This window comes from Vibrio maerlii (assembly GCF_003415655.1).
GTDB lineage: Bacteria > Pseudomonadota > Gammaproteobacteria > Enterobacterales > Vibrionaceae > Vibrio > Vibrio maerlii.
Genome location: NZ_QRHC01000014.1, coordinates 33,372 through 46,397, shown reverse-complemented (window position 1 = coordinate 46,397; position 13,026 = coordinate 33,372). Strand labels below are relative to the sequence as shown.

The window sequence follows — 13,026 nt, the reverse complement described above, 5'->3', positions numbered from 1 at the left end:
ATCAATTCCTCAACCACGCTTCTTGGCGACGCTGCATTTGATTAATTCCGGTTCCACAAATTGATACGGCCTCGATAACAAATAGCTGTGTATCATCCACTAGTGTCCCACCCCGCTGTTCACACGCAAGTTGAACATTCTGACAACTCACCTGTGTCTCAAAGCTCAGGTTACTGCCATCAATCGCTGTGCATGCAGCAGCGACATCAAATTGGTCAGTAATGTTAGCTCTTGGTGGATACACAGTAGTAAGAGCACTCTCGATAGCAGAATGAGCTAAAAGTGCCGCTTGAGTTCCCATCACTTCTTTAGTGTGTGAGTCACTGTTCGACTGCTCAATACGGCTCAAGCTTGCGGCCAGGAAGCCCATAACGACCAACACGAATACTACGACAATGATGAGATTGCCTTGTTGTTTTCTTCTATGGGACATTTAACACCTGCACATCTTGCTGATAGTTCGTCGACTCATCACCTTGTTGATTACTAAATGCCAGATTGAGGTGGACAATTCCGTTGCGCTGAACGGTAGCAGGAACATAACTTAGCTGACCACTGACACCCATATCTGAAATAGGTATAACTCGGTTATTACCATCAAAGCGAACGACTTGCCCATTCATTAAGCAGTAACTTACTCTATTGCTCTGGTCAAAAATGTAGTGGCGATTCGACACTGAATGCCCGGTTATTGCTGCAGCCTGACCCGGAAGTAAAAATGTGTCATTACTGCTAGTTACGCCAGTCAGAGCAAAGTTATTGTTGGTAGGGGTTGCTTCCGTAGGGTTGATGACGAAATTCAAACCAGTAATGTCAGCGACTGTTACACCTTCTTGACCAACAATAAACTGAATATCATCGCCAGAAATCGCATAGAAACCAGACGATAAGATAGGGTAAAAGTTCACACAGCTATCTGCTCCCGTTAGTGTAATCAAGTCATCTAACATATTAGGCACAGCATGGCGAACCTCACGGGATATTTTTTCAATCAAGAACTTGGCTTGAGTCTGAATTCGCTGACGCTCCACAGTATCGGAATAACCGCTCGCTCCAAGTTGGATAAAACCTGCGATCCCCAACACTAAAATGGCCCCGACAATAATGGTCATCACCATTTCAATCAGTGTAAAACCTTTAGCTTTCATCAATAATTACCTCGATAAGCGCTTAGGTTAATGGGGGTTTGATTACTCGCAGATACCGTTAGGTCAATTCTTTTTAGTTGATCGACGGTTTCGTACGTCACATCGATATCGAGACGAAAGTTACGATACGTCGTCGTCCCAGCCTCCCCAACTAATGCGTTTAGATCTTTGCAATTGTTGGCGCTATTCGGCTCCCAACAACCTTTATAATCATCAACATCATTATAAAGGTCCACGCTTGCTTCCCCATTGTCACCAAGGGTAGTTGAACAAGGTTCCGCGGTAACCTCTCCGCAGCGCAGTTCACCTCCGCTACGATCACTATTTTCATCAAAACTACGTGCAAGAATAAGAGACATCACACTTTGGCCAAGAGCAGACGCTCGGGCTTGGTAATGAGGGTCAGCAGAGCGAGAAACCTGAGGTACGAGAAAGCTTGTGATTGTCACCATTGCCAATCCCATCACTACTATGACAATAATGCTTTCTATGAGGGTAAATCCTTTTCCTCGAATCATGAGCATACCCCAGCAGACACATAGCCTTGTTCATTAACCTCAACAAGGCAAGTACTCGCAGAGGAGCGAATTGTGATGGTCACACCATTGATTGCACCATCAATAGGGTTGCCCAATAGATCGAAGTTAACCGTTGAGTTGTTTGGAGAAATAGAAAAGGTCACATTGTCGACCGATACCCAATCGCTGCGGCCTTCATCTCGGTTGATACAAGATGATTGAGATCCCACGCAATCGCTCTGTACGAGTAAGGTAAAATTGGTATTACCCGTAGTCGCACCAAGGTCGACATTGGACTGCATCCGATTAAGTTGTACTTGACGAATCACCGAAATCACTTGATCTTGTGTCGCAATGGCAGAAAAGCTATCACGGCCGATGTATCGGCTCGTGGCAACAGCAGCGACGATACCCAACAGGATAATAACCACAATCAACTCGATCATGGTAAAGCCTTTAGAACTGTGAGGAAGAGAGATTTTCACTACAGCGTCCTGCCTAGTAACCAACTGAAAGTCATTGATTAATTGTAAACCAGAGGTTGAGAAATGTCTGTGGGGACAAACGGTATTTTAGGTAAGAAAAAGGCCAGCATCGCTGGCCTTTTGAAATACTAGGACTTAATTAACACTTGTCATCAACTACACGAATTGTAGGTGCTGCCGTACTACTTGCAGCTTGAATGTAGTTAACGTGACAACCAGTATCATTACCGTAACCTGTAGTGCTTTGACCTTTGAATGTGTAATCAACACCATCCGTAGAAACACCTCCAGAAATTTTCTCCCAATCTCCATCAGTGCCACCTAAACCGTCAACGGCAATCTCAATACCGTCTGTTGATTCGTCTGGATAGCCAAATGCTAGAGCAATGCCGGCAGGGTTATTAGCTTTAGTTACTGTTTCTTGTGTCTCTAAACCATCAATTGCGGCTTTACCATAAACAATACCTGTTGAACCAGCCATTGCACCTTTTAGGCCTTGAAGTGACGATGCACGTGCATCTGATTGTAAGTTAAGGAAACGAGGTGCTGCGGTAACCGCAAGAATACCTAGAATCACAATAACTACTACTAATTCGATTAGGGTGAAACCACCTTGTCTTTTCATAACTACGTTCTCACTTATTTGAGTAAAAATTTAAGATCGGGATTAATTAGTTGTCTAAAGTGACTGTGACAGAACCATTGGTCACATCATAATCAAAGTAATGCCCTTTACCTTCTTGTTGCGTATATCGACAAACTACAGAGCTCGCAGCATCAGTTGGGTTAGCTTGAGCCCAGAACTTAGAACCATCATTTTCTGTATCAGAAACAGATGGTGGATTTTGTAAAAGTTCTTCCATTAGAACTACACAACGTGATGCATTTACTGTATCCACGAACACTTGCGTAAAGCCAGTACCGGCTCCTTTAGCTGAAATTGGGTAGCCATCGCGAAAATCACCACCCGACTTTGTTAACCAAAAATCTTGTCCATCATAGTCAACAGAGTAATTAGTTGTATCATCTTCATCAACGGGACGACCGTTACCTTCCCATTGAGCTCGTGCTGATAATACTGCCGTGGCGAAGCCACCCGCAACACCTTCAATGCTCGCTTCTTTCGCACTGTCCGTTACATCAACAAAACGAGGAAGAGCGGCAACTGCAAGCAAACCAAGCACTACAATTACGACTACCAACTCAATCAATGTAAAACCTTGATTCTTTTTCATTTATTCAATCCTAGTAATGATTTGTTACTATTCTAACGATTACTGACAAAAAGAATAAGCTAATTTGTGTCAATTTTTTGTTTGCGACAATTTTTTTACGCTTACGGTGTAGCTCACTCGCTTTTCTATCTCTATGTAGGTGCTTTCATCGCCCCAAGTATAGAGACACGAACGACCGTCCTTCCAGCCAACCGAATAGAGTAGTTTAATCGGTTTACCGAATACTTTTTTACCTTTTAGCGCCAATTCAAGCAAAAGATTACAATCATATTTACCATTATTTAACGGTACGATCCACCCTTTGTTATCGAATTGTAAGTCTCGACCTGCAATTGTTGCTGATTTGGGTTGCTTATTTACCATCCAATAATTGTGATACTGGTTTAGTTGTTCCTGCATACCTCTTACTGTTGCAGCTAGGGCCGTACGCTCAGCATTGTTGTCTATCGAATCTGAGGTGCGAAGAAAAATGGCCATCAACAAAATAACTAGAGCACTACCGACTAAATAGCGTATCCAGTTGAGATGTCGAATATCAGCCTGAGCTTGTCTCATACCCTACTTCATGACATCCATCATGCTCCACATTGGAACAAAGATACCTAACGCTAGGATCAGTACCATACCGGCAACGATCGCGAGCAATATAGGCTCAATGCGCGCGGTGAGCGTCTTGAGGTCGTAGTCGACTTCGCGATCATAAAAATCTGAAACCTCCAATAATAGGTGATCTACTTGGCCGGTTTCTTCACCAACCGTCAGCATTTGAATAACCAGCGGTGTAAAAATGCCACTATTAACCGCCGTAGAGGTAATGGTACTACCGGCTTCAATCGCCGACTTCATCTCCAGAAGCTTTCCTTCCAAGAACTTGTTATCAATGGCTTCGGCCGCTAACGCTAGCGCTTGGTTTAAAGGTACGCCAGCAGACAACATTAATGAGAAGGTTCGTGAAAAGCGCGACAGCAGAGCGCGATTAATAATGCCGCCGATAATGGGTGTTCTTAGGCGTAACTGGTCCCACTTAATGCGCCCTGGGACGGTGTTAATCCAAGTACGTAATGCGAATAATCCACCAAAGATAATAGCGAGTAGTAGGGGCCAATAATTAACAAAGAAGTCTGAGGTCGCGATCAATATTCGTGTCGGCAAGGGTAGCTCAACACCGAATTTTGCAAACATACCGGTGAACTGGGGGATAACCTGAGTATTCAAGATAAACATCGCGATAGTAATAAACGTCAAGACAAACGTTGGATAACGCATTGCGGTCTTGATTCGCTTGCGAGTCTCTACCTCTTGTTCGTAATAATTGGCAAGTTGCATCAAGGCCTGATCGAGACGACCGGTATTCTCACCCACACCAATCATAGAAACGAACAGGCTGCTGAACACATTTGGGTGCATTTGCAATGACGCCGATAAGCCACGGCCATTGGTCAGCTCATTACAGACCTCTTCCAACGCCTCCTGCAGTTGTTTGTTGTTGCAGTTTTGTGTCAAACCACGCATTGAGCGCAGTAAGGGAACCCCTGCTTTGGTTAAGCTGTATAACTGACGGCAGAAGATCACCAATATCTCTAATGGCACTGAGCGTACAAACAGCTTACTCAAATCAAAGTCTAGGCCACTGCCCGAGCCTCCCTCAACCAAAGAAATGGGTATAACACCTTTATTGACTAGCGCATCGGCCGCCAGCTCTTGGGTTGCAGCGTCAATCTGCCCTGCAACCTTATCGCCTTTTAAATTACGCCCTTGATATTGAAACGTTGCCATACTCGACCTTTAGTTCCTATCAAAGATAAATCGGTTCAAATGAACCCGAAGAGTCACCTTCACCCAGGTTCATCACTTCTTCAAAGCTCACAGTGCCTTGCAATGCAAGCTCCATCGCGGAAGCGAGAAGTGGTTTATAAGATTTCGACGCACGGGCGACTTTAGAAAAACCAACCGCATCGTTCGCGCGGAGCATGTCCATCATATCTGGCTCAAGTTCAAGCAGCTCAAACACACCAATACGCCCACGATAGCCAGTGAGGTTGCAGCTTTGACAGCCGCGACCACGTGTAAATGTCGCACCAACTTGATTTGGGAAACGCTCACTCAGCCACTGCTGACGAGCATCATCTAGCTGGTCAGTGGTGGCACAATCAGTACATACCTTACGGACCAATCGCTGCGCGACAACGGCACGGACAGCACTCGCGACTAAATAGCCTGGCGCGCCCATATCCATCATACGCAGCGCACTATCTACCGCATCGTTGGTATGTAAGGTACTCAATACAAGGTGACCCGTCAGTGCTGCACGTAGGCCTATTTCCACTGTTTCTTGGTCACGCATCTCACCGACTAGAATAATATCGGGGTCTTGACGCAGGAAAGTACGCAGCACGGTTGAGAAATCGAGGTCGATCTTTGGATTAACTTGCACCTGGCTGATACGTGGTAGGCGATACTCCACCGGGTCTTCTGCGGTAATTATCTTCTTCCCCGGAATGTTCAGCTCACTCAATGCGCCATACAGGGTCGTCGTTTTACCTGAACCCGTTGGACCGGTTACCAAAATCATGCCATGAGGGCGCTTTAACTGAGTTCTTAAACGAACAAGCAGATGCGCGGGCAGGCCCGATTCCTCAAGCTTGCGTACCCCAGCCGATTGATTAAGCAAACGCATTACTACCGACTCACCATATTGAACCGGCATGGTCGATATACGAATATCCACCGACTGACCTTTCACACGGATATTGAAACGGCCATCTTGTGGTAAACGTTTTTCAGATATATCTAGGTTAGCCATGAGTTTGAGGCGAAGCACCAGCGCAGGAGCAACATTCACTTCGTTCAACAAGGTTTCATGCAGGATGCCATCGATACGTTGACGAAGTCGCAGAACATTTGAATCTGGTTCGATGTGAATATCCGAAGCTCCAACTTGAATCGCATCTTCAAACAGCGAATTAATCAGTTTTACGACGGTAACTTCATCACTGTCTTCGTCGGTAACGTCATAGTCGAAGGCTTCGGTAACCTGATGCTCGGCTTGTAGCTGTTCAGCAAAAGAAGCAATCTCTTTAGTTCGGCGGTAGTAGCGATCAAAGCCATCCACCAACTGGCTTTCAGAGGCAATAACAAAGGTAAGTGTGTACTCACCTAACTGTGTCGCCAATGATTCTTGAGCGAATAGATCCGCAGGGTCACTCATCGCAACACGCAACGTATAATCGTCACGACTAATCACAAGCGCACGTAAACGACGAGCATGCACCTCAGGAAGTAATTGCGCGGCATCCATATCGACATTGGCACGATTAAGATCGATCAATGGAATATCAAGTTGTTGAGACAAGAATGCCAGCATTTGTTGTTCGGTAAGAAAACCTAGGTCAATCAGGGTATCACCGAGCTTACGACCAGAACTTTTCTGCGCTCTTAGCGCTTCCTCAACTTGAAGCTCCGTTATGATCCCTTCTTCAACAAGGAGGTCACCAAGACGCTTTCTTAGCTTAATTTGCATTTGGGTTCCCCTCTAGAGAATTTAACAGCGACAAACGGTCTTGGATAAAGGCCTGACTTTTACTAGAGATTCCCATACGCCCTAGCGCATTTGTATAAGCCGTTTTAGCTTCTGCGAACTGCTTACTGCGTTCAAGTTGGATACCAAGCCCTAGCCACCAGCGACCGTTGCTCTCATCCAGTTTGACTAATTGTTGGTAGCTAGTTAAAGCAATGTCTTGTTGTTTTAGCTTCTGAGCCAGTGCAGCCCGCATAGACAGATACTTGATACTCGGCTGTTCGCTTAGATGCACTAAAGGGGTAAGGGCAGCCTGCTCTTGACCTTCTTTAATCAACAACTGAGAAAGATTAAGTCGTAAACGCTCACTATCTTCATTGAGCTTTATGCCCTCTTGCAATAAGTCAAACGCCTTGGATGGGTCTTTTTTGCCGTAGTAGAGCGCTGCCAACTTCTGTCTAATAATTTCATCATTTGGCGTGTAGCGAAGTGCGCGCTGATAATGGTTTAGAGCTTCTTCAAGCTCATTGCTGTCTAGTGCCTTTTCGGCACGTTGAACTGACTGTTCAGCCAATTGCGTCGGAGTAAGCTGGACCTTCTCAATCACAATAGAGCCACCGTTATTTTTTTGAGGTGTACTATTTTTCGCAATCAAAAATGGCTCAGGTACCTGAGTAATTTTTTTCTCTACGGAAACTTTTGGTGAATCAGCGACTTTAACCGGAGCTTTGTCAGTTGTCTTAGTTGCTGTTTTCTTTGCTGTTGACTCTAAAGACACTGTAGAAGCGATTAGCGATTCTGTCTTAATCGTTTTTGATTCTGGTCGCGAGAAAACTTCAACTTGGCTTTCCACCACTTTGTTGGTTGGTGAACTTGGTTCAACGTCAACGACATCAACGGTTACCACAGTGCGCGGTACTTCAGTTGCCTCTGATTGAACGGGGCTACTCGTCACGATGCTTTTTTGCTGTTGAGACATCGCCCAACTGCCAACACCAATGCTTAAACTAAAGCCAATACCCACACCGAGCCAAAGCTTAGGTGAAAAGCGCTTAACTTTTGGGATCTCTGCAAGCTTCAACTCTTTTGCTTGTGCTGATTCTTGTGTCGCTAAATCTGAGAGGGCTTTATTGATGGCACTCATTTATCAACTCCAGCCCCAAATGATCGGGGATTTAAACTTGGGCTTTTTCGCATCAAACGTATCATGCATCGCCTCAAAGACATGCTGATTCTTTAGGGTTTGGCTCTGTGTCGTGGTCATACCAAACAGCAGAGACTTATGACAAATCTGATTGATCAGCCTCGGTATTCCTTGTGATGCATACCAGATGGCTTTTTTATGACTCAGTGAAAACAATTCTGTTGGTAATTCATTCCGAGCTTGCTGAACTCGATGATCGATATACGCCACGGTCTCATCGAGTGTTAATGGTTTAATCTGGCAGTTAAAGGTGATCCTTTGTCGAAGCTGTCGTAGGTGGCTTTGCTCTAAACGTTCATCCAGCTCAGGCTGACCAACCAACACGATCTGTAGTAGCTTCTCTTGTTCCGTTTCTAGGTTTCCAAAAAGCCTCAAAGCTTCAAGAGCGTCATCACTCAACGCCTGAGCCTCATCGACCAAGGCTACAACTCGCTTCCCTTCAGACTTTAATCTAAGTAGCTGCTCTTGGATTTCATCCACCACTGAGCTTTCGCTGACATCAACAAGGTTAAGCTCTGATGCAATCGCTAATCTCAGTTGATTTCCATCCAAGGCAGGATTTGGTAGATAAACCAGAGCAACGTCTTCACCTAATTGATTAATCAGCATCCGGCATACCATAGTCTTGCCAGTACCCACCTCACCTGTCACCTTGATTATGCCCTCACCCATCGAAATCGCGGCTAGCACGATTTGAATCGCCTGATAGTGTGAAGGCAACGCATGAAACAGCTGCGTATTTGGCGTTAAGCCAAACGGTGCTTGCTCAAAGCCGTAGTAATCAAGATACATAGGGGCTCTTAATCTAAACTTTGCAGTTAGTCTTCTTCTGGGAACCACTCCAGAAGCAGGTCGCGAGAACGCTCAAGCTCATTCTGCCAAGTATTCACGCCCACAACGGTCGGTTTTAGTAAGATGACTAATTCCGTTTTTTCGGTAACCTGCGCTATGCTTCGAAACAGGTAGCCCAACGCTGGTATGTCACCCAAAAATGGGACTTTTGTCGTCTGGTCTATACGATTTGACTTCATCAAACCACCGATAATAACCACGTCACCATCTCTGGCTCTAATCACTGAGTCAGACTCACGAATTGAACTACGAGCTAACGGTAGTTCAATGTTCTGACCAGCATAAGTAATGGTTTTGGTTTGCTCTTCAACTTCAATAACCGCAGGGTGCACATGAAGCAGTACATTGCCCTTGTCATCAATTTGTGGCGTCACATCGAGAGAGATGCCCGAGAAGAAAGGCGTTAATTCAATATCTGGTGTCACCGTATCGCTGTTGCTACCGGTAGTAATATCAGTCGAAAAGTCAGTCACATAGTACTCATCTTCACCCACTTTAATCACGGCTTTCTGGTTGTTGGATGCCGTCACACGCGGGCTAGAAAGAACATTCACATCGCCTTGTGTCTCCATGAAGCTAACTACAGCACTGAAATTCCCATCTGAAAAGACAAGGTTAGTTTGCCCACCAAGTAAAGTAGATATAGCATCTAATGGTGGCAAAGCCCCTGGTGTAGGGAAAGGTTGAGCATCTGGGTTATTGAGGTCAATACCTCGGTTTATACCGAACTTACCATTACTACTTTGAGCAGCCCAATTGATGCCTTGTTGGTAGCCATCGCTTAAGGTGACTTCAAGGATCTTGGCCTCAAGCACGACCTGACGGTGCAAACGTTGTTGAGAAATCCCCAAGAACTCACGTACCTCGCGCAACTCATCTGGGTAAGCACGAACAGTGATTAAGCTAGCTTGAGGTGAAATAACCACGCTGCGACCGTTACCACTGCCAATCAGCTGCGCAACCGATTGTTGTAGTTGAGGCCAGAAGTCACTTTCACTAATGGTTTCAATTTCAGTACCACCGGTGGTTGTAGACGATGAAGACGAACTACTAGAGCTGCTTGAGCTTGAACTAGAGTCAGAACTAGAGCCACCACTTGAGCTGTCATTGTTGGTAATAGAACCGGTCGTAATAGAGGTTAGAGAGCGTCCCTTGCGCGAAAGCTGCAGATAGTCGACAGGAATCGTCACAGTTCTTAGTGAAGCTGGATATACCTGAATCACTTTACCTTTCTTCACGACCTCATAACCGTAGATATCACGTACGACTTCGAGCACTTCATCGAGAGAAACATCCGTCAAGTTGACGGTGATCTGCCCTGATACATTAGGGTGAATGGCCGCACTGAAGTCTGTGCCCTTAACGAGGCTCGTAAAGAATGCTTTCGCTTCTACATCTTTGGCTTGAATACGAAACCGTTGCAGTGTCTCCGCTTGTGATCCTAGTGATGAGTTCAAGTCTGGCATTAAATCAGCCTGAACCGAATCAGGTAACTCATCCAATGAGCGATTCGCTGACTCGTTGATCGCTTCATTTAAGGCTTGTTTCACTTCGACAGGATCTTGGTGGCCCATTGAGCAACCAAACAGAGATGCGATAGCGATACTTAAAACAAATTTGCGCATAATTGTTGGAAACCTTAATTTTTAATATCTTTAGCAAATACGCTAAGCGTCCAGTGCTTACCGTTGCGATTCAATGTCACAGATTCAGAGTTGATACTCACGACTCGATAGCCTCGAATCTGCTCTCCCTGGGAAACCACTGCTCCATTCATAATCGCGTTACATCGAGCCTGACCACAGACAATGCTCTGTAGCTGAGGTAATGAATAGCGCACGACTTTTTTAGGTTGCGATTTTTCAACCGGTGCAGCCCAACCCAAAGGAGCCGTAGGGTCTTGCGATGCCATCGTCGAAAAAGTTGTCATGCAAGAAGCAATGGCAAAAGTTAACAGCTTATTTTTATTAACCACCAATAAACTCCTTTCTTCCACCAATCGTGTATACCTCAAACTCAAGCTGAGCCTGTGGGTACTCTTCGACTGAATAATGGAAACTTCGCCAATAATATTTCACCGGAAGACTTTCCAATGCTGTTAAGTATTCAACAACATCAAAGTACTTACCTTTGAGAGCAATCTTCACTGGATGTACGTAATATCCTGAAATTGCCGAAGCCTCACTTGATTGAATGGGCTCAGCTGGTAATGAAGCGAGTGATTGAAGCTGAAGCTTATTACCACTAATTAGAACTTGTTCGAGCAGTTCTGCCATCTTATCTGGAGTAACTAAGCCATCGACTTTTGACGCAAGCTCCTCAGATAGCGCCATGCTTTCATCCATCAAGCGGTCATACTCAAGATTGAGTTCTTTATTCGGATCTTTTCTCAGCTGCGCAGTAATCGTTAAAATCTGACCTTGAAGCTGTTGTGAGCTCAGCTTAGTTGACTGCAACTGTCGCTCTTTTGCACTCAAGGTATTCATTACCGGATCAATCAGCAACGTAAGCACGACAAAGAAGATCCCAACCGTGCCACATAGGGTAATCAGCCATTTCTCGCGCTTACTTAGATCAGCAAACTTCTCTGAAAGCTGTTGCAACATTTTCATTATTTAGCCTCCGAGCGTTTTGATTTAAGCTCAAACGTCACGATATCTTGTTCATTGCGACCAATCGATATTGTTTCAAAGCTACGTCCAGCCAAGCTTGGTTGCTGTTTAAACTGTTTAATCCAGTTCGGAATTGCGCTTGGGTTTCTAGCCAAACCGTTTAGATCAACGATTTGATCTTTGATAATGATTCGAGAAAGGGAAATATCATTACGCCCAAGCTCAGCCAGCGAGGTTAAGACACTTGAGTAGCCAACCTGCAATGAATCATCAAAACGAGAGATCGCATCTAAAGAAGCTCGTTTAAGTTTGATATCTTCTTTTAGGCGCTCAATGCTTGCCTGAATTGCAGGTGATGGCTTGTGCTTAGCCAGCTTCTCTTGCAACTCCCCGAGCTGAGCTTGGAACTCATCGTTGGTAGTTTGCGCCGTTCTCAGCTCTTGCTCGACTTGCATCAATTGGTATTGATTAAAGCCATAAAAACTCAGCATCACAACTAATAGCAGCGCCCAGCCAATCGCGACATTGGTAAAGGTAAAGTTTTCTTTTTTAGGCTTTAGGTGAGTTGGGTAAAGATTGATAACACCTTGGTAATCTGAGGAGACTATCTTTGCTAATACCTCACCAGAGTCAGCATCCTCAGAGATTGGTGCAACCAACACTTTCACGCTTAAACGCTCTGCCAGTTGTTCTGCCAGCTCAGCTTGTTCCTCTTCATCACAACAAAGAAGCAGTTTATTTATTTTTGTTAGCTTAAGCTGAGAAGATAGGTAATCGACTGAGCGCTGCAGCTCTAGTGCCAACCCATCAATCTGTAAGGCACTGCTTGCCGTCCCGGTTAAAGGTGGCACCACACTGCGAATTGCGCGCTGAAAAGTCGCGTTGTGATTAACATAAGCGCCGACTTTAAAATGGTCCTTAACGCTACGCTGCAAAAGCATGAAGTCGCTGTGTTCATTAGAAACATAGCCCCAAACTTCACCTTCAGGAATAATTGGACCAAGAGTGATGTTGAACTTATTTAACACCTCTAGGACCTGGTTAATCAGTGAGAGCTTGATAACATACGCTTGAATCTTATTACTATTCGGCAACTCAACGGCATCAGCAACAATATCGGTAACTCGCTCGGCGACCATATCTTTCAGTAAGAAAGGAAGCGCGACGGGCCACTCTTCTTTTGGCAATTCAGGCTTATCTATCTGATAGGTTTGATAATGTTGAGTAGACAGAACGAAAGAAACAGATTGCCCTGATAGCGACAAACCACTAAGTGCTGTTTCCAGTACCTTCTCCCAAGGTTGTCCTGAGATTTCGAGGCGCATGTCTTCAACACCGTCTTCAACGGAATGGAAGTAGATGGCATCAGGAAGCACAACAAAATAACCACCCTGTTGAGTGTTTGCTGTCGCTTTAAACTTGCTGAGTAATGATGAAATACTCATAGATTGATTC

15 protein-coding genes are annotated in these 13,026 nt (G+C 45.0%); all 15 read right to left on the bottom strand.

What is annotated here, in order from left to right:
• Window position 1: 1 nt before the first annotated feature.
• The 15 genes from DPF91_RS19335 to DPF91_RS19265 all read right to left on the bottom strand — a co-directional run bounded on the left by DPF91_RS19335 (window position 2) and on the right by DPF91_RS19265 (window position 13,016).
• Complete coding sequence (locus DPF91_RS19335) at window positions 2–433, bottom strand: MSHA biogenesis protein MshP (protein ID WP_117236080.1); 432 nt, start codon at window positions 431–433, stop codon at window positions 2–4.
• On the bottom strand, window positions 423–1,148 hold the full coding sequence (locus DPF91_RS19330; protein WP_117236079.1) for a PilW family protein: 726 nt from the start codon (window positions 1,146–1,148) through the stop codon (window positions 423–425). The genes DPF91_RS19335 and DPF91_RS19330 overlap by 11 nt, the downstream gene beginning before the upstream one ends.
• Entirely contained in the window at window positions 1,148–1,666 is a 519-nt protein-coding gene (locus DPF91_RS19325) for a type IV pilus modification PilV family protein (RefSeq protein WP_117236129.1), read from the bottom strand. Before DPF91_RS19325 ends, DPF91_RS19330 begins: the two co-directional genes overlap by 1 nt.
• Window positions 1,663–2,145, bottom strand: a complete 483-nt coding sequence (locus DPF91_RS19320) for a type II secretion system protein (protein WP_117236128.1) — start codon at window positions 2,143–2,145, stop codon at window positions 1,663–1,665. The genes DPF91_RS19325 and DPF91_RS19320 overlap by 4 nt, the downstream gene beginning before the upstream one ends.
• 145 nt (window positions 2,146–2,290) lie before the next feature.
• Complete coding sequence (locus DPF91_RS19315; RefSeq protein ID WP_117236078.1) at window positions 2,291–2,776, bottom strand: type II secretion system protein; 486 nt, start codon at window positions 2,774–2,776, stop codon at window positions 2,291–2,293.
• 46 nt (window positions 2,777–2,822) lie between these two features.
• Window positions 2,823–3,386: a prepilin-type N-terminal cleavage/methylation domain-containing protein gene (locus tag DPF91_RS19310; protein ID WP_117236077.1), complete on the bottom strand. Its 564-nt coding sequence runs from the start codon at window positions 3,384–3,386 to the stop codon at window positions 2,823–2,825.
• A gap of 69 nt (window positions 3,387–3,455) precedes the next feature.
• Window positions 3,456–3,941, bottom strand: a complete 486-nt coding sequence (locus tag DPF91_RS19305) for a hypothetical protein (RefSeq protein WP_117236076.1) — start codon at window positions 3,939–3,941, stop codon at window positions 3,456–3,458.
• 3 nt (window positions 3,942–3,944) lie between these two features.
• Window positions 3,945–5,162, bottom strand: a complete 1,218-nt coding sequence (locus tag DPF91_RS19300) for a type II secretion system F family protein (protein ID WP_117236075.1) — start codon at window positions 5,160–5,162, stop codon at window positions 3,945–3,947.
• 19 nt (window positions 5,163–5,181) lie between these two features.
• On the bottom strand, window positions 5,182–6,906 hold the full coding sequence (locus DPF91_RS19295) for an MSHA fimbrial ATPase MshE (protein WP_117236074.1): 1,725 nt from the start codon (window positions 6,904–6,906) through the stop codon (window positions 5,182–5,184).
• The gene (locus DPF91_RS19290) at window positions 6,896–8,047 is read right to left on the bottom strand and encodes a tetratricopeptide repeat protein (RefSeq protein WP_117236073.1); all 1,152 of its coding nucleotides are present in this window, start codon (window positions 8,045–8,047) and stop codon (window positions 6,896–6,898) included. Before DPF91_RS19290 ends, DPF91_RS19295 begins: the two co-directional genes overlap by 11 nt.
• A 3-nt stretch (window positions 8,048–8,050) precedes the next feature.
• Window positions 8,051–8,899, bottom strand: a complete 849-nt coding sequence (locus DPF91_RS19285) for an ExeA family protein (protein WP_117236072.1) — start codon at window positions 8,897–8,899, stop codon at window positions 8,051–8,053.
• Window positions 8,900–8,925: 26 nt separating this feature from the next.
• Window positions 8,926–10,584, bottom strand: coding sequence for a pilus (MSHA type) biogenesis protein MshL (mshL, locus tag DPF91_RS19280; protein ID WP_117236071.1), 1,659 nt, complete (start codon window positions 10,582–10,584; stop codon window positions 8,926–8,928).
• 14 nt (window positions 10,585–10,598) lie between these two features.
• Entirely contained in the window at window positions 10,599–10,889 is a 291-nt protein-coding gene (locus DPF91_RS19275) for an MSHA biogenesis protein MshK (protein WP_117236127.1), read from the bottom strand.
• A 37-nt stretch (window positions 10,890–10,926) separates the two neighbouring features.
• Window positions 10,927–11,571 (bottom strand): type II secretion system protein GspM, encoded by a 645-nt coding sequence (locus DPF91_RS19270; protein WP_117236070.1) that lies wholly within the window; start codon window positions 11,569–11,571, stop codon window positions 10,927–10,929.
• Window positions 11,571–13,016 carry an MSHA biogenesis protein MshI gene (locus DPF91_RS19265; protein WP_117236069.1) on the bottom strand — a complete coding sequence of 482 codons (1,446 nt, stop codon included), beginning with the start codon at window positions 13,014–13,016 and terminating at the stop codon, window positions 11,571–11,573. The genes DPF91_RS19270 and DPF91_RS19265 overlap by 1 nt, the downstream gene beginning before the upstream one ends.
• Window positions 13,017–13,026 lie beyond the last annotated feature (10 nt).